We start from the raw sequence: 17583 nt of genomic DNA, 5'->3' as shown, positions 1-17583 counted from the left end.
AAAACTATGAGTTTGTCTGAGCGATTATACAAGAGATAGGCTACTGACATGTGAACAGGGAAATGAATTTATTTCATCATTTCCATCATGTCGGGAGTGAACGATGAGCCTTTATATCAACAACGGTGCCCTGGGCGCCATGGCACACACGGGAGCGGCGGCGAGCGCCCTGGCGCTCAGCGTGCCGGCCGCGGCAGGCGCCTTGCTGCTGAAGACCGAAAATCTGCTGGGCATCGGCGCGACCCTGATGCTGCTAACGGCATTGGCGCTGGCGTTTCTCGGCGGCGCCGCACTGGCCCGTCTACGGCCGCTGCGGAACCGGCCTGCGCTGGCGATTCTCCGCTACGGCTTTTTACTGGCAGCGGTGGGGTGGCTATTGACGCTGCTGATGCTGTTCGGCGGCCATGATTGGCCGGCCCTGCTGGCGGGCATCGTCCTCGGCGGTCTGGGGCAGGGCGTCGCCTACCGCACGGCAGTGGGGGAGAAAGCGGCGTTCGCCGTGGCGTGCAGGCTGACGATGGTGGTGACTATCGTGGCCGTAGTGATTGCCGCTTCGCTGGTGCAAACCTATGCCGCACCGGGGATAAAGGGAGCCTGTTTCGCGCTGGCGTTGCTGGTCGACCTGGCGTTGCTGGGGGCATTGATGGCGCGGGTTGCGGAGCGGGATGGGGAGTGAGCCGTCGCGCTGAAGATAAACAGCCCGCCCGGGGTAACGGGCGGGCTTCGCTTAGGCGGCCGCCAGTTCTTGCGGCGTAACGTTTTGCAAGCCGACAAGCTGAATGGCCGGCTGCTCCAGCGTGATGCCGAAGTCGCCTTGATCCCAATTGTAGATATTGACGACGTGCTGATTGAGCGCGCTTTCGCCCTGCATGAATATCGACAGATCCTGCGTATGGGTTTGCGCGTTGTAGTTCAGCGAGAAGCTGCTGTTTGAGCCTTCGGCGCCGAAGGCCAGCAGGTGGTTATCGATAGACAGGGAAGAGGCCTGTAAAAAGCCCAGTTCGAAGCTGTCGTCGATGTAAATATTGTGGGTCTGCTTCACGGGAATATTCAGCAGGCTGTTGGGGAAAGGCACATCGTTGGACAACATGCTCAGGTTCACGCCGAGATAATCCTGCGGCGCACTCCCACCCGACGCAGTGGTATAGCCGTGCTCGAAGCGAATCTCGCTGGAGCCTTTGCCCAGGTTAACCTCCAGGCCGTTGGCCGGTGTCAGCACCCGATCGTTAAAGGTGACGTTATCCTTAAAGTTCGTCAGCTTCACAGCCTCGATGTTGTACAGCCCGTCCTTAAAACCGTACAGCCCGATGCCGTTTTTCTCGACCACCCCGCGCCCGCCGTAGCTGCCCTGGGCGTCAAACTTCAGGTTTACCCCGTGCGACAGGCTGGAATAATCGACCGTATCATGACCGCTGCCGCCGTCGATGACCGTCCAGCCGTAGTTGCCGGCGTTGTTTTGCCAGCCGCGCGGCACGCTGATGGTGTCGTTGCCGCTGCCGGTGTTAACGGCGATATTGCCGAACGCCAGCGTGAAATCATCGTCATACAGCGTACCGACGCGGTACAGATTCGGCGTGGACAGCACGTCGGCAATGTCGTTGAAAATCGCCGAGCCGATATCCAGCTTGCCGGGAATGAGGCTGCCGCCGCCGGTCACGCTGCTGCCGTAGGATTCGGTGTAGAAATCACGCGCCGCTTCGGCGGCGAGGCGGATGGTCTCGTGGCCAATGCCGAGGGTGGTTAAATAGGTGGGCACTTCGCCCGCCAGCAGCGTTTCAACCACGTAGCTGAGGTTTTTCATCTGCATGGAGACCTGCGCCGCCGCAATCAAATCGTAGGTGCCGCTTTCGACCTTAAAAGGCGAGGTGTCGTTGGTGGCCACCCATTCGGTAAAGAACGAGTTATCGCCTAAATAAGAGAACAGCGTGGTGCCGGCCCAGGGGGAATAGTTGGGGGCGCCGGTCGAGGAGGCATCGGTGAACACCTCGGATGCCGCCGCGCCCGCGTCGATCAGGCCGACCTCGTGAATGTCCGGCACTTTGGCGCTGGTGCGCGGGGCATCCGGCAGCGGCGCGTTGGGATCGCTGCTCAGATCGACGCCAAACAGCGTCTTGGCAAAGTTTTTGGCGATGTTGTCGGAGGCATTTTGAATGCGCGTTTCCCAGTCATCGGGCACATGCCCGGTGCGCAGCTCATACTGCAGCTTGGTTTGGTCGCGAATGTAATGGGCAAACGCCCCCTGATTCGAGTTCACGCCATAGGCGCCTTTGATCCAGGTATAGACCGCGATATCCACGCCTTGAATAGGTTGGTTGGCATGGTTGGGATCGGTGAGCGCATCGACGGATGCGGCATACACGGCCGGCCAGTCGCCGGCTTTGGCGGCCTCCCAAATCGCTTGCAGTTTTTCTCGGTCGGTAATGACGTAAGCCATATAAACACTCCTTGTTGCTGAGGGATTGCTGTGAAATTCAACATGATGAATGGAGGCGCGCGATGGAATAAACCGAAACCCGTACAGCCAGAAACGCGCATGCCGCGAGCCGCAGCGAACGATGGGCGGCAGGCGCCCATAGCGAAAGGATAGACGTAACTTATCGAGTGCGAACAATTCGCTTATCGATTGTTTTTACAGGATTATTGCTGTAAATCGGCGGGTTAACCCGCGTATTGGTGCCAGGGAGGGATTTCCGTCAGCTGGGTTAGGAATCTTCTTAGATAAAAGAGTGGGTTTCGCTGGTGGGGGTTGGCCAAACGTTGGCGTTATGGCGGTGATTGTGGTTGCCGCTTTGCGGATTCACACCGACGGCAACGCAGGGGGGCGCTCCAACGCTGCTGGGGTGTGGAATGGGGTGAGGAAATGCCGGCGTGGGGACTCTGGCGGTCGGCTTTTTGCCAGAAGCGGACGTATAAACTGCTTGTACTAATTATTAGGTAATAAATTGCAGTCTCTTCCCTGCTTCTACATATTCAGAAAGATCATTCGAAACATCTAGTTGATGTAGATAATTAGTGGTTGAAAGGTGCCAGGAATGACGGAAGAATAGGCCTATATTGCTGAGTTTAAATGGGTTGAGGGGCAAAAAGTGGACTCGCCTGAAACAGTAAAGAAAATCGTTATGCTGGCCATTTTGGTCAGTCTTACCGCGGGTTGCGCACCGTTACACCCTTCCGGTTGCCATAAGACCACGGCAACGGGTAGTTGCAGTTCAGGACGTTGGGATGATCAGGATGAATGGGGCGTGCAAGCGAGGGCAATCAGGGCGGCAATAAATGCTGAACTTGATGAGCCGCAAAACTGGAAGGGGAAAAAATGCAGGTTGCATATTGAATTTGCTCAGGATGGCACGGCTTTAAACGTATCAACCAGCAATGGCAATACAGCCTATTGCGAAGCGATAAAGTCAGCAGCCCATAAAGCCAAATTTCCAGCCTTCAACAATCCAGAAGTCTATAGAGATTTTCAAAAATCGGGCTTCGATATGCGCGGTTAGCCCGATAATAGCCCTTTCAGTGCCCGCTTCTCGCTCATAGCAGACCCAATGACCACGTAGCCTGTCCGTTGCGTGCCAGAAGCGGAAGTAGCTAATAACAGTTTGAGTGGATCAACCGGGGGGACAGTTCAGTTGCGTTCCAGGAGAGGACATTACTGGCCCTCACCGTTCTTTGCTTTTTTACGCATGTTCTCCGATCAATACATACATGCTGATGAAGTCATTCAATCAATCTTTTCTGCTTAGGCTGCGCAAACCATTTTGGCGAAAAGCAGATAGATTTGGTGTTGTCTTAACCTACAAACTGTAATGTGCAAGGCCGCTTTCACGGCCTAATTCATCGCGGAGTATTATCTTCTATATATGTCAAATATCAGATATAAACCCAAAGCTATCGAACATTGCATCCTTCATTTCGCGGACTTCATTTTCCTTTACCTTATAAACTTCATTATTGAAATCAACAATGGTCTCAAAGAATATATTTTTATAATATTCATACAATCCAGTGGTTACTAGGAATTCCTTGAAATCAAATTTATAACTTTCTCTCGGATTATCATCTAATCTCTCTCCGATAAAAATATTTTTATTTTTTTTTGAGGACGTTTTATTATAACGATAAGATGAAAGGTCCTCTTTGTCGATAATATCTGGGATTATTTTTATAAACTCAGAATCTATATCAAACTTATCTCTTTTTTCACCTTTTATTACGTTCAAGAAGTCTAGTTTTAAAATTGTTTGTATCGTAGTATAGCCGGTTAAGGTGACAAATGTATCATTCAGTGTACTTTCCCCATAAAGCCCTCCGCGTGATAATAATTCGTCAAATAGTACAGAAATTTCTTCATAGGTCAGGTTAGCATATTTTTCAAACCCAGTGGTTTTGAATGTTTCAAGCGTGATCTCATTCAAAAAAGATAGATTATCTAAATAGTAGAGAAATTGTAGTAGGTTATCGAATTTAGGTGATGACTGGAGGGATTTTCTCAAAAACGCATAAATTTCACTTTTAATGGTTTTTTCCTGCATTGTACTAATAAAAAATGCAGCAAAAAACTCCTGTACCGATTTATGAAGATAAACAAAACGGTCATTACCATCGGCCTGCAACAAACAGGTTATGTTCACAATGTCGTTAGTGAATGCTTCAGCTAATTTTTCATCATACCCATGGCTTTTAATAGCACTTTTTATATGTTGATGAAGCGTGTGTGAGTCAAGATAGTACTGTTCTCTTAATAATGATTTAAGGCAAAGGTTTGAGAAAAGCGTACGGGCGGGTTCCACCTCAATACCTGACTCTCTCTCCCTATTATTATAACCTTTTGTTTTATCATGTCGCGCATATAAAACGCCAAATAGCTGGCGATAAAAATCAGTAATATCCTTTGGCACTTCATCCATGTATGGAAAGCAATGATATAAGAGCGTAACCATAATAGGGTTACTGATGGTTTCCTCAAAGTATGTATTCTCAATAAGCAGATTACACAGGCTTCGAAATGTTGTCTTGTTAGATTTGTTGTCCTGTCTTTCAATCAGGTTAAGTATGTGCAGTTTATCTTCTAAATCTATTTTCTTTACCTCCAGATTATTAATTCCTGGCATTTGACAAATTTGCGTGTTTGGTCTGCTTGTTGTTATAAGTGGACAGGCATAAGTTTTGTTTAGTTCGAGTATCGACTTAATAGCTTGAACTGTGGTCTCCTGCCGGATTTCATCAAATCCATCAAGCAGTAAAACTATCTTTTTCGATTGGAGTAAGTATTCAACATTCGAGTCTGTAACCGTAATGTGGAGGCTTTTAAGTAAATTCTTGAAGTATGCTAGTATATCTCCGTCCGGTACGTTTCTAAGCTCAATGAAAAAAGGAACTCTCTCCGCTTTTTTAATTTCCTCTAGAAAAAGCTTGCGCAGTATAGTGCTTTTTCCCTGGCCGGCTATACCAATAATATTAACGATCCCGCTAAACTGAAGGATAAAGTCATCTTTTATTGATATTGAGTCACCGTTAGATGCAGTAACGACTGTCAGTGGGTGATAAATATCTGTAAGTGTTACATCGTCATTCGGATTTATAAGAGTACGCATTTTAAGCGTATGTTGGACGTGTTTTTCGATGAATTTATTTTTGGACCATCCGTTATGTAGTTCGTGAACTATCTCTTTTGCATCTTCGCAATCTCTTGGCCACTGAGAGTTGAAAATCTTCTGAAGCATTAACTCAACGGATTTTACTACTGCGGCTTCTATAATTTTAGCAGTGAATGGGTCTACCATGATATCGCACCTTTAGGCTGTCCTCTGATATATTTTCTACTATACAATAGCCCACTAAAAATTTTAACAATTAAAAATTTCCGTTTGCTATCAATAGCATTTAGCATTTAGCATTTAGCATTTAGCATTTAGCAGTTTTCAGGTACAGCCTTCGTAGGGGGAACATGTAGATCTCCTATCGGTATAGCTGATTACGAACGTCCGCTTTTCGCTCATAGCGGACTATCGTTCGCCTGACCAAATAAGCCTCAGTGCGATGAAACAAATACCGAGGCAGGCTGCGCGGGCGGAATGGCGAAGTTACGCTGCATGCGTTTTATCTCCTCTGCCGGTGGCAGACCAAACAGACGCTTGAATTCGCGGTTAAATTGCGATGGGCTTTCATAGCCAACGGCGTAACTCGCGGCGGCGGCGGTGATTTGTTGGCGCACCATCAGCATCCGTGCCTGGTGCAGGCGTACCGATTTCACATACTGCATCGGCGGCATCTGCGTTATCGCTTTGAAATGGCTATGAAAGGTCGGCACGCTCATGCCGGCCATCATCGCCAGTTGCGTCAGCGTTAACGGCTCCGCGTAAGCGGCATGGATGTGCTGCAACGCTTTACCGATTTTGCCAAACTGCCCCTGCAAGGCCAGCGCGGCACGCATTGCGTTGCCTTGTGCGCCTGTCAGCACGCGGAAATAAAGCTCACGCACCCGCGCCGGGCCGAGGATCGCCGCCTCAAGCGGGTTAGCCAGGACGTCAAGTAAGCGAAGTACGGCCATTTTTACCGCGCCGTCCATGGGGCTTGACATCATGCTTTGCGGCGCGACGGGAGGATGCGGGGCGCCATGCTGTTCAATCTGCAACATCAGTTCAGCGGCAAGCTGAAAATCCAGATGCATATAAATCGCCAGCAGCGGATGTGCTGCCGACGCGTCGGTTTCCATCACAAACGGCACCGGCACCGAAACCGCCAGGTAGTGCTGCTCATCATATAAATAGGTCTGTTGACCGAAATAACCGCGTTTGCTGCCCTGGCAGACAATCACGATCCCCGGATCGTAAAGCACCGGCGTTCTGGCAAGCGGGCGATCGGAACGCAAAATTCGCACATCAGGTAGGGCAGTGAGGTTGTATCCCTCTTGCACCGCAAGTCTATTCATCAGGGCAATCATGTCGGACATCCCACCACCTCATAAAATCAGGCAAGAAAAAGAGAAAATACGGCCTAAAAATGCGGCAGGGAAGAGAATACCATGCAACCTTCATGGTTCATGGGAGTTCTTTTTATGGCATCTGCAAAAACGATTTTAATTACCGGCGTCAGCAGTGGCTTTGGTCAGGCGCTGGCGCGGGAAGCCCTCGCCGTGGGGCATCGGGTTATAGGGACGGTGCGCAACAGCGAAGCGCTACAGGCTTTCGCCGCGCTCGATACGCAGCGGGCTTTTGGCTATCTGCTTGATGTCACGGACGTTGAACGTATTGATGAGGTGGTTGGAGAGATAGAGTCTGCCATTGGTCCGATAGATGTGCTGGTGAACAATGCCGGTTACGGCCATGAAGGCATTCTGGAAGAATCCCCGCTTGCAGAGCTGCGCCGCCAGTTTGACGTCAATGTGTTTGGCGCGGTGGCGATGATCAAAGCCGTGCTGCCGGGCATGCGCCAGCGCCGTCGGGGCCACATTATCAATATCACCTCAATGGGCAGTTTCATTACCTTGCCCGGTATCAGCTATTACTGTGGCAGCAAATTTGCACTGGAAGGAATATCAGAAACCTTAAGTAAAGAGCTTGCCCCGTTCAACCTACACGTGACCGCCGTGGCGCCCGGTTCGTTTCGAACGGACTGGGCCGGGCGTTCAATGGTACGCAGCCCTCGCCGTGTCCCTGACTATGACGCGCTATTTGAACCTGTTCGTCAGGCGCGCCAGGAAAAAAGCGGCAAGCAACTCGGCGATCCGATTAAGGCGGCTCATGCCATGCTGGCATTGATCGAGAGCGGGAACCCGCCAACGCATCTGTTGTTAGGCAGTGACGCATTAAGTTTGGTGCGGCAAAAGCTCGAGGCGCTAGGTAAGGAAATTGAACAATGGGAGAAACTCACCCGTTCAACGGATGGCTGAACGGTGTCGGGTAGAGAGTGTGTAGGGGATCACCGATTATGATCCGCCCAACAGCAAAAAGCCCGCTCAGGTTTCCCTGAGCGGGCTTCTCTAAATATGGCTCCTCTGACTGGACTCGAACCAGTGACATACGGATTAACAGTCCGCCGTTCTACCGACTGAACTACAGAGGAATCGTGTGAACGGGGCGAATAATAGCGAGGCGCCGTCGGCATGTCAAAGGCGGATTACACATTCTGTGACTGTTTGCTTACAGAATGCGCAACCCGTTGAGTTTTTTGGCAGATTTAGCCCTCGAGCGCCCGCTGCAGGCGCAGCTGATAGCGGTAAACGCCGGCGGTGAGCAGGTAATCCCGGTGCACGCTCGGGCTCCAGGAATCGTCGCCGCCCACCCCCATATGGAAGCCGTCCAGATGCAGCCAGGTGCCTGCTTCCGGCTGCAGCAGATGCTGGTGGCTGCAGGCCATCAGCTGTTGCAGGCCGTAGCGGCTGAGCGAGAAGTGGAAGCGGCCGTCGATGCGCCAGCCGCCGTAGCGCAGGCTGCGGGTGTCGCAGCGCAGGCCGTTCTCGCCGGGGAAAATATACGGCGTGTGCAGATCCGCCAGCGGCAGGCGCCAGCGCCCGTGTTGCGCGGCCAGGCAGCGATCCGGGTAGTTCTCGTGCGGGCCCAGGCCCAGCCATTCCGCCTGCGGCTGCACCGTCGCCAGTTGGCAGTGCAGGCCGATGCGCGCCGGCGGCGGCAGGGCGTCGGCCACCTCGACCTCCACGTTCACGCTCACCGCGCCCAACGCGTCGAACAGCCACTGTTTGCGGCTGATCAGCAAAATCTCCCCGTCCACGCCGAACTGGTGTTCGCTCACCACCTGCACGACGTTTTGCATCGCATCCGCCTGCAGCCGCGTGCAGCGCTCCTCCAGCCGGTACAGGCCCGCCAGCTTCCAGCGTTCGACCCAGGCGTTGGGATCGATATGGTCCGCTTCGCTGACGCCGATGTCGTTATCGATCGGCGCGCGCGCAAAGCCGTCGCGCAGCGGCGTCAGCAGCTGCGGCTGTTCATTCTGCCACCACTGCGTCAGGTGGCCGCTGCTGCGCTCGAAGCGCCAGCGCTGGTCGCCGTGGGTGAGCGTCAGCCCCTGCTCGTCTTCAGTCAGTGTGGGCGGCAGGCCCTGCGCCGGCGGCGGGGCGGGATGCAGCGCGCGCGGCACCCGCCACTGATCCCAGGCGCAGCGGTGGTGCGCTTCGGACCAGTCGGTGGCCTGCGGCTGCACCACCTCCACGTTCAGCCACAGCTCGCCGGGCTGATGCAGCATCGGCAGCCGGTCGAGCAGGGTGAAGCGAGTGCTGCCCTGCGGCGGCAGCGCCAGATCGAAGCTGCCGCTGGCGCGCTCCACGCCGTCCAGCTCCAGCCGCCAGTTGAGCTGTTCGTTGTCGGTGTGGCGGAACAGGTAATCGCTGGTGACGGTCAGCGTTAGCGAGGCGGCGTCGAAGGCGAAGCGGAACAGCTGCTGGGCCCGCTGCGCTTCGAACAGTGCCGGGTGTGGGGTACGATCCGCGAACACCAGCCCGTTCAGGCAGAATTGGCGATCGTTGGGGGAGTCGCCGAAGTCGCCGCCGTAGGCCCAGAACTCTTCGCCGCGCTCGTCGCGTTTGATCAGCGCCTGATCGACCCAGTCCCAGACAAAGCCGCCCTGCAGGCGCGGATGTGCATGGAACGCGCGCCAGTAGCGCTCGAAACCGCCGAAGCTGTTGCCCATTGCATGGGCGTATTCGCACAGGATCAGCGGCCGCTGTTCCTCCGGCAGGCCGATCCACTTGCCGAGCGCCCATTTGGGCACCGCCGGGAACGGCTGATCCTGATCCACTCGCGCATACATCGGGCAGATGATGTCGGTAGCGGCGGTGTCGGCGCCGCCGCCTTCATATTGCACCGGGCGGGTCGGATCCTGGCTTTTCACCCAGCGGTACAGCGCGTCGTGGTTTACGCCGTGGCCGGACTCGTTGCCCAGCGACCAGATAATGATGCAAGGGTGGTTGCGATCGCGTTGCACCATGCGGGTGACGCGCTCGCTCATTGCCGGCAGCCACAGCGGATCGTCAGCCAACCGGTTCATCGGCTGCATGCCGTGGGTCTCGATATTGGCTTCGTCCACCACGTACAGCCCGTAACGGTCGCACAGCCGGTACCACAGCGGGTGATTGGGGTAATGCGAGCAGCGCACCGCGTTGAAGTTGTGCTGCTTCATCAGCAGGATGTCGTGGCGCATCGTCGCCTCGTCCATCACCTGGCCGTGGCGCGGATGATGCTCGTGGCGGTTAACGCCGCGGATCAGCAGCGGCTGTCCGTTGAGCTTCAGCAACCCGCCGCTGATTTCTACCTGACGGAAGCCGACGTCATAGGCCTCCACCTCGATAATCTCCCCCTCGGGCGAGAGCAGGGCGACGGTGGCGCGATACAGCGCGGGCGTTTCGGCGCTCCACAGCGCCGGGCGTTCCACCGGCAGGCGCAGCGTGACGCGATCGTCATAGGCGCCGCGCTCGTCCACGATCTCGCTGCCGAGCGGCTGGGTGCGTTCGGCCACCCGCGTGCCGTCGCGCCACAGCTGAACCTGCACCTGCAGCGGGCCGGGCCGGTTGGCGCGCGCCGTCACCACCAGTTCGCCGCGGGTAAAGCTGTCATGCAGCGGCGTGGTGATGCGCACATCGCTCAGGTGCGCGGCGGGTTTGTGCAGCAGGCTGACGTCGCGGAAGATGCCGCTCATGCGCCACATGTCCTGATCTTCCAGATAGCTGCCGTCGCACCAGCGCAGCACCATCACCGCCAGCCGGTTTTCACCCGGCCGCAGCCACGGGCTGAGATCGAACTCCGCCGGCAGGCGGCTGTCCTGCGAATAGCCGACCCAGTGGCCGTTGCACCATAAATAGAACGCCGAGTTGACGCCGTCGAAGATAACGCGCGTCTGGCCGGCGGCCAGCCAGGCCGGATCGACGCTGAAGGTGCGCGAGTAGCAGCCGGTCGGGTTGTCTTCCGGCACGCGCGGCGGATCGACCGGGAACGGGTAGCGCACGTTGGTGTAGATCGGCGCATCGTAGCCGGCGAGCTGCCAGTTGCCCGGCACCGCCAGCGGGGCGGCGTCCGGCAGATCCTGCTGCAGCCAGCCTTCCGGCGCCGCCTCTGGGCGCGGGAAATAGCTGAAGCGCCACTCGCCGTTCAGCGACCGGCGGCTGGCGCTGGGGGCATCGTCGCGCGCGTCTTCCACCGTGCGCCAGCTGGCGAACGGCGGGTGAGCGTCCAGCCGGCGGTAGTGGGTGCAGGCCGGGTTTTGCCAGTCACGGCGGGCGAGGATCTCGGTCAGGGAAGCAAGGGGCGCAGCGGGCATCGGCGATCGTCCTGTCGGCTAGGTGATGCTCACCAAGATGCTGACCGGCGCATAAAAAGTAAAGCGGTTACACGCAACCTTGCAAGGGCGATCAAATAACCGTTAATGCGGTTCGCCGGCGCGGTAGATCCGCTGCGGGCGGCCGACCTTGCCGTAAATGATCTCGGCGCGCAGCTGCTGCGCGGCGGTGCAAAACTCCAGATAACGGCGCGCGGTGGTGCGGCTGAGCCCCATTTTTTGCGCAACGCTTTCAGCGGTGTGGCGCGCGGCGGGTTCGGCAAACAGTGCGCGGACCTTGCCCAGCGTCAGCTCGTCGATGCCGGCGGGCAGCGCCGCCTGCTGTTCGCCACGGGCGTAGGTGTTGAACATCTCGTCGATGCGGCGCTGGTTGAGGCGCGCTTTGTCCTTCAGCGCTTCGCGGCGTTGGCTGAAGCGCTGCAGGGTCTGGCTCAGCCGGTCATAGGCCAGCGGTTTGATCAGGTAGTCGAACACGCCGTAACGCAACGCCTCGGCCACGGTGGCCATGTCGCTGGCGGCGGTGATGAACACGATGCCGCCGCGATACCCGCTCAGCGTCAGTTCGCGCAGCAGGATGATGCCCTGGCCATCGGGCAGAAAGTTGTCCAGCAGAATCAGGTCCGGCTTGAAGCGCTCGGTCATGGCGCGAGCCTGCGCCAGGGTGCCGGCCAGCCAAATCTGGCGGCAGCCGCCGTTCTGGCGGATAAACTCCGCGTGCATTTCCGCCAGCGGCGTTTCGTCTTCAACGATCAGGATGTTCAGCCATTCCATAATGAAACCTACTATTGCAATCAAGATGCTAAATGAATGTAAGTAAACTGCGGCGCCAAATAAAGATTATCTCAATAATAAACACCATAAGATTAATTAAGCAAATAAAGAACATTAAATAACTTATTAACCGGGAACGGTTTGTGAAATAGGTCAATAATCGGCGTTTTTTTTCTGTTTACCATTGCTTTATCGAACGCGAAGCGGCGTTTATCTCCATGGTTTTTAAGGTTTTAATTATCCTTGTTGATGTTAATTAAAATGCCTTTTTGTATTTAACTTGTTGTTTGTCAGTTAACCCAGAGAGCGTGTTATGTTAGGCGATGCTGTATTTAATCGGGTAAAGCGATCGGATCATAAAGCGATTTCGGAAATAAGCGCCTTCTTGCGCAGTAACGATCTGAATATCGACACCACGGTTGAAATATTTATTACCGTTACCCAGCACGACAAATTGGTCGCCTGCGGCGGTATCGCCGACAATATTATCAAATGCGTCGCCATCAGTCCGCTGATGCGTGGCGAAGGGTTGGCGCTGGCGCTGGCGACCGAGCTGGTGAACCTGGCCTACGAGCGCCATCACACTCAGCTGTTTATCTACACCAAGGTGCAGAACGAGCCGCTGTTCCGCCAGTGCGGTTTCTACCCGATCGCCACCGTGCCGGGCATCGTGGTGCTGATGGAAAACAGCCCGTGTCGCCTGAAGCGCTACGCCGCCCAACTGGCGAGCCAGCGCCGGCCGGGCGATACCATCGGCAGCATCGTGATGAACGCCAACCCCTTTACCCGCGGGCACCAGTATCTGGTGCGTCAGGCGGCCAAGCGCTGCGACTGGCTGCACCTGTTTCTGGTAAAGGAAAACACCTCGCGCTTCAGCTATGAAGACCGGCGCCGGCTGGTGCTGGCCGGCACCGCCGATATCCCCAACCTCACGGTACACGAAGGCTCGCAGTACGTGATCTCGCGCGCCACCTTCCCCTGTTACTTCATCAAGGATCAGGGCGTGGCCGACGACTGTTACACCGAAATCGATCTGAAGATCTTCCGCCAGTATCTGGCGCCCGCGCTGGGCATCACCCACCGCTTCGTCGGCAACGAGCCGTTCTGCGCGGTGACCGCGAAATACAACCGCGACATGCGTTACTGGCTGGAAACGCCGGCGCTGCCCAGCCCGCCGATCGCGCTGGTGGAAATCGAGCGTTTGCAATATCAGGGCACGGCGATCTCCGCCTCCTGGGTGCGCAAGCTGCTGGCGGCGGGGGACTTCCACGCCGCCGCGCCGCTGGTGCCGCCGGACACCCTGTACTACCTGCAGGATCTGCAAACGCAGCGCCGGGCCAAGGCGGCCCCGCATCCTTTTGAGTCCGCACAATCAGGTGAATGATGAAAATTATCCGAGAAGCAATGGCCGGCACGCTGGAATCCAGCGATGTCATGGTGCGCATCGCGCCCGCCGAGGGGCCGCAGCACGATCTGTTGATCGCCAGCAGCGTGGAAAAACAGTTCGGCGCGGCGATCCGCCACACCCTGCTGGAGGTGCTGCAGCGCTATGAGGTGGAGCCGGTGCAGGTGATCGTCGACGACAAGGGGGCGCTGGACTGCGTGCTGCGCGCCCGGCTGGAAACCGCGCTGATGCGCGCCTGCGAGGGCGGCCAACTGCCGTGGGAGGCGAAAGATGAAAACGCTGAATAAAACCCGGCTGCGCCGCAGCATGCTGTTCGTTCCCGGCGCCAACGCGGCGATGGTCAGCAACGCCTTTATCTACCAGGCCGACGCCCTGATGTTCGATCTGGAAGACTCGGTGATCCTGCGTGAAAAAGACGCGGCGCGCCGGCTGGTGTACCACGCGCTGCAGCATCCGCTGTATCAGGAGGTGGAAACCATCGTGCGCGTCAATGCGCTCGACTCCGCCTACGGCCTGGCGGACCTGCAGGCCGTGGTACGCGGCGGCGCGGACATCGTGCGCCTGCCGAAGACCGACAGCGCGCAGGACGTGGTCGACATGGAGCGCGAGATTGCCGCCATCGAAGCGGCCTGCGGCCGGCCGGTCGGCAGCACCGGGCTGCTGGCGGCGATCGAATCGGCGCAGGGCATCACCCACGCGGTGGCGATCGCGCACGCTTCGCCGCGCCTTATCGGCATCGCGCTGGGGGCGGAAGACTATGTGCGCAACCTGCGCACCGAACGCTCGCCGGAGGGCATCGAGCTGCTGTTCGCCCGCTGCTCGCTGCTGCAGGCGGCGCGCGCCGCCGGCATTCAGGCGTTCGACACCGTCTATTCCGACGCCAACAACGAAGCCGGCTTCCTGCAGGAAGCGGCGCTGATCAAACAGCTCGGCTTCGACGGCAAATCGCTGATCAACCCGCGCCAGATTGAGCTGCTGCACAACCTGTACGCGCCGACCGCCAAAGAGGTGGCGCACGCGCAGCGGGTGGTGGACGCCGCTGAAGCAGCGGAGCGGGAAGGGCGCGGCGTGGTGTCGCTCAACGGAAAAATGGTCGACAGCCCGGTGATTGAACGCGCCCGGCTGGTGCTGGAGCGCGCCGCGCTGTCCGGCTTGCGGGAAGAACCGGCGCAGCACGGGGAGGAAGCATGATGAACCGCCAACAACGATTGATGACCTTCGCCAACCCGGCGGATCTGCCGGGCTATCAGGACGTGTCCAAAGCCAACCTGCAGGCGCGCAAACCGCGCGATCTCAAGCTGTGCGACTCCTTGCAGGAAGCGGTGCGCCGCAGCGGACTGCAGGACGGCATGACCATCTCCTTCCACCATGCGTTTCGCGGTGGCGATTTGACCCTCAATCAGGTGATGGAGACGCTGGCGGCGATGGGGTTCCGCAACCTGACGCTGGCCTCCAGCTCGCTGACCGACTGCCATGCGCCGCTGGTTGAGCATATCCGCCACGGCGTGGTGAGCCGCATTTACACCTCCGGGCTGCGCGGCCCGTTGGCGGACGCCGTTTCGCGCGGCCTGTTGGCGGAGCCGGTGCAAATTCACTCGCACGGCGGCCGGGTCAACCTGATCGAATCCGGCGAGCTGAAGATAGACGTGGCCTTCCTCGGCGTGCCGGCCTGCGATGAGTTCGGCAACGCCAACGGCTACAGCGGTGAAGCCTGCTGCGGCTCGCTCGGCTATGCGCGGGTGGACGCCGAGGCGGCGGGCACCGTGGTGCTGCTGACCGAGCAACTGGTGCCGTATCCGCATCATCCCGCCAGCCTGGCGCAAGATCGGGTGGATCTGATCGTGCAGCTGGAGCGGGTGGGCGATGCCGACAAGATCGGCGCCGACGCCACGCGCATGACCTCGAACCCGCGCGAGCTGCTGATCGCCCGCCGCGCCGCCGAGGTGATCGCCGGCTCCGGCTACTTCACCGAAGGGTTCTCGCTGCAAACCGGCACCGGCGGCGCCTCGCTGGCGGTGACCCGGTTCCTGGAAGACAAGATGCGCGCCCGCGGCATTCGCGCCGCGTTCGCCCTCGGCGGCATCACCTCGACCATGGTGGATCTGCACGAGAAAGGGTTGATCGGCAAGCTGCTGGACGTGCAGAGCTTCGATCGGGCGGCGGCGACCTCGCTGGCGCGCAACCCGCGCCATATCGAAATCAGCGCCAACCAGTACGCCAACTTCAGCTCCAAGGGCGCGTCGGTCGATCGGCTCGACGTGGTGGTGCTGAGCGCGCTGGAAATCGACACCGGCTTCAACGTTAACGTGCTGACCGGCTCCGACGGCGTGCTGCGCGGCGCGTCCGGCGGCCACTGCGACACTGCCGCCGCCGCGCGGCTGGCGATCATCGTTGCGCCGTTGGTGCGCGGGCGCATCCCGACGCTGGTGGAGCAGGTGACTACCTGCGTCACGCCGGGCTCCAGCATCGACATTCTGGTGACCGACCACGGCATCGCCGTCAATCCGGCGCGGCCGGAGCTGGCGCAGCGCCTGCGCGAGGCCGGGCTCGAGGTGGTGAGCATCGACTGGCTGCGCGCCCGCGCGCTGCAGCTGACCGGCGAACCGCAGCCGATCGCGTTTACCGACAAGGTGGTGGCGGTGGTGCGCTACCGCGATGGTTCGGTGATCGACGTGGTGCATCAGGTGGCGGAGTAAGCGATGGCCGCCGTCGATCCCCAACTGGCCGCCGAACGCGCGGTCAGCCTGCCGGCGCTGCTCACCAGCCGCGAATGCCGCCAAGCGCGCCAGCAGGCGTGGCTGGCGCAGCACGAGTGCACGCTGCTGGTGCTGACGCTGGTGGTGCCCGGCCCGGTGAAGGACAGCGCGTTGACGCGCGGCATCTTCAACCTCGGGTGGGCGGCGCTGCTGCGGCTGTGCGCCGAACAGGGTTGGCCCAGCCCGCAGGCCGAGGCGCTGGCGCTCGCCACCGGTTGCGAAGGGTTTGTGGCTCTGCGCGCCGATGCCCAGCGGGTGAAAGACTGCGCCATGCAGCTGGAGGTGAGCCGCCCGATCGGCCGGCTGTGGGATATCGACGTGCTGGATACGCAGGGGCGCATTTTGTCGCGCCGCGACATCGGCCTGCCGGAACGGCGCTGCCTGCTGTGCGGCCAACCGGCCAAGATCTGCGCCCGCCAGCGGCGGCACAGCAGCGAGCAGCTGCTGCATGAAATGGAAAGGATGTTCAACGATGCGATCTCTGCCGATTAATCCACCCGCCCGTCACACCGAGCCGGCCTGCGGCTTCGCCCGCGCCGCTTTCCGCGCGCTGCTGGTGGAGGTCAACCTCACGCCCAAACCGGGGCTGGTGGATCGCCATAATACCGGCGCCCACCGCGACATGGATCTCGGGCACTTCTACCGCAGCGCCCGCGCCATCGGCGTGTGGCTGCCGCGCTTTATCCAACGCGGACGGGAAGACGCGGCTTTGCCGGCAGAGCAGCAGCTGGCGCGGCTGCGGCCGCTTGGCCTGGCCTGCGAAAACCAGATGTTTCGCGCCACCGGCGGCATTAACACCCACAAGGGCAGCGTGTTCTCACTCGGGTTGCTGTGCACCGCCTTCGGCCGCCTGCAGCAGCAGGGCCGCGCCATCGGCGCAGAAGCGCTGTGCGCCGAGGTGGCGGCGATGTGTCGGGGGCTGGTGGAGCGTGAGCTGCGGCGCAACAACGCCGGGCAGACCGCCGGCCAGCGGCTGTTCGCCGCGCACGGGCTGAGCGGCGCACGCGGCGAGGCGGAGTCCGGTTTTCGGTTGGTGCTTGACGGCGCGCTGCCGCTGTATCGGCAACGGCTGGCCGCCGGTGGCGACGAACAGCGGGCGCTGCTGGACAGCCTGCTGTGGCTGATGGCCCACAACGACGACACCAACGTCGCCTCGCGCGGCGGCCTGCACGGGCTGCGCTGGCTGCGGCGCCGGGCGGCCTTGCTGCTGGCGCAGGGCGGCTCGGCGGGGGAAGCGGGCCTGGCGCGCCTGCGGCGCTTCGATGCCGACTGCATTGCCCGCAACCTCAGCCCCGGCGGCAGCGCCGACTTGTTGATAGTGACCTGGCTGCTGGCGCAGCTGGGTGCCCAAGAATAATAACCAAGCCT

General features: G+C 58.6%; 14 protein-coding genes and 1 tRNA gene. 9 read left to right on the top strand and 6 right to left on the bottom strand.

Features of this window, described 5'->3' with window-relative positions:
* Positions 1–103 precede the first annotated feature (103 nt).
* Complete coding sequence (locus tag GUC32_RS16170; protein ID WP_369435324.1) at positions 104–676, top strand: hypothetical protein; 573 nt, start codon at positions 104–106, stop codon at positions 674–676.
* Between the two features lie 51 nt (positions 677–727).
* Here GUC32_RS16170 and GUC32_RS16165 read toward each other — a convergent pair whose 3' ends face one another.
* Positions 728–2434, bottom strand: a complete 1707-nt coding sequence (locus GUC32_RS16165) for a hemolysin (protein ID WP_369435323.1) — start codon at positions 2432–2434, stop codon at positions 728–730.
* Positions 2435–3119: 685 nt separating this feature from the next.
* Between GUC32_RS16165 and GUC32_RS16160 the strand changes: the two genes are divergently transcribed.
* Positions 3120–3494, top strand: coding sequence for a cell envelope integrity TolA C-terminal domain-containing protein (locus GUC32_RS16160; RefSeq protein WP_233496344.1), 375 nt, complete (start codon positions 3120–3122; stop codon positions 3492–3494).
* A 366-nt stretch (positions 3495–3860) separates the two neighbouring features.
* On the opposite strand, the gene GUC32_RS16155 is transcribed toward GUC32_RS16160, so the two are convergent.
* The gene (locus tag GUC32_RS16155; protein ID WP_369435322.1) at positions 3861–5780 is read right to left on the bottom strand and encodes an NACHT domain-containing NTPase; all 1920 of its coding nucleotides are present in this window, start codon (positions 5778–5780) and stop codon (positions 3861–3863) included.
* Between the two features lie 248 nt (positions 5781–6028).
* Positions 6029–6949 (bottom strand): AraC family transcriptional regulator N-terminal domain-containing protein, encoded by a 921-nt coding sequence (locus GUC32_RS16150; RefSeq protein WP_369435321.1) that lies wholly within the window; start codon positions 6947–6949, stop codon positions 6029–6031.
* Between the two features lie 105 nt (positions 6950–7054).
* Here GUC32_RS16150 and GUC32_RS16145 point away from each other — a divergent pair, with 105 nt between their 5' ends.
* Positions 7055–7888 carry an oxidoreductase gene (locus GUC32_RS16145; RefSeq protein ID WP_369435781.1) on the top strand — a complete coding sequence of 278 codons (834 nt, stop codon included), beginning with the start codon at positions 7055–7057 and terminating at the stop codon, positions 7886–7888.
* A gap of 97 nt (positions 7889–7985) precedes the next feature.
* On the opposite strand, the gene GUC32_RS16140 is transcribed toward GUC32_RS16145, so the two are convergent.
* From GUC32_RS16140 to dpiA, 3 genes are all read right to left on the bottom strand, one after another.
* A tRNA-Asn gene (locus GUC32_RS16140) sits at positions 7986–8061 on the bottom strand.
* A 114-nt stretch (positions 8062–8175) separates the two neighbouring features.
* Complete coding sequence (locus tag GUC32_RS16135; RefSeq protein ID WP_099817417.1) at positions 8176–11265, bottom strand: beta-galactosidase; 3090 nt, start codon at positions 11263–11265, stop codon at positions 8176–8178.
* A 102-nt stretch (positions 11266–11367) separates the two neighbouring features.
* Positions 11368–12054 carry a two-component response regulator DpiA gene (gene dpiA, locus GUC32_RS16130; protein WP_151429213.1) on the bottom strand — a complete coding sequence of 229 codons (687 nt, stop codon included), beginning with the start codon at positions 12052–12054 and terminating at the stop codon, positions 11368–11370.
* A gap of 313 nt (positions 12055–12367) precedes the next feature.
* Between dpiA and citC the strand changes: the two genes are divergently transcribed.
* Genes citC through citG form a run of 6 tightly spaced genes read left to right on the top strand, consistent with a single transcriptional unit; the run spans position 12368 to position 17572 of the window.
* Positions 12368–13438: a [citrate (pro-3S)-lyase] ligase gene (gene citC / locus GUC32_RS16125; RefSeq protein WP_004940809.1), complete on the top strand. Its 1071-nt coding sequence runs from the start codon at positions 12368–12370 to the stop codon at positions 13436–13438.
* Positions 13438–13746 carry a citrate lyase acyl carrier protein gene (citD, locus tag GUC32_RS16120; RefSeq protein WP_019452464.1) on the top strand — a complete coding sequence of 103 codons (309 nt, stop codon included), beginning with the start codon at positions 13438–13440 and terminating at the stop codon, positions 13744–13746. The genes citC and citD overlap by 1 nt, the downstream gene beginning before the upstream one ends.
* A complete protein-coding gene (gene citE, locus GUC32_RS16115) occupies positions 13730–14650 on the top strand; it encodes a citrate (pro-3S)-lyase subunit beta (RefSeq protein WP_033651847.1) in 921 nt (306 codons plus the stop codon). Before citD ends, citE begins: the two co-directional genes overlap by 17 nt.
* On the top strand, positions 14650–16155 hold the full coding sequence (gene citF, locus GUC32_RS16110; RefSeq protein WP_004940815.1) for a citrate lyase subunit alpha: 1506 nt from the start codon (positions 14650–14652) through the stop codon (positions 16153–16155). The genes citE and citF overlap by 1 nt, the downstream gene beginning before the upstream one ends.
* Positions 16156–16158: 3 nt before the next feature.
* Positions 16159–16707 carry a citrate lyase holo-[acyl-carrier protein] synthase gene (citX, locus tag GUC32_RS16105; RefSeq protein WP_049204979.1) on the top strand — a complete coding sequence of 183 codons (549 nt, stop codon included), beginning with the start codon at positions 16159–16161 and terminating at the stop codon, positions 16705–16707.
* Complete coding sequence (gene citG, locus GUC32_RS16100; RefSeq protein ID WP_369435320.1) at positions 16688–17572, top strand: triphosphoribosyl-dephospho-CoA synthase CitG; 885 nt, start codon at positions 16688–16690, stop codon at positions 17570–17572. Before citX ends, citG begins: the two co-directional genes overlap by 20 nt.
* Positions 17573–17583 lie beyond the last annotated feature (11 nt).

Source organism: Serratia sp. NGAS9, assembly GCF_009905295.1.
Lineage (GTDB): Bacteria > Pseudomonadota > Gammaproteobacteria > Enterobacterales > Enterobacteriaceae > Serratia > Serratia bockelmannii.
The sequence above is the reverse complement of the archived record's forward strand: the minus strand, read 5'-3'. Positions and strand labels throughout refer to the sequence as shown.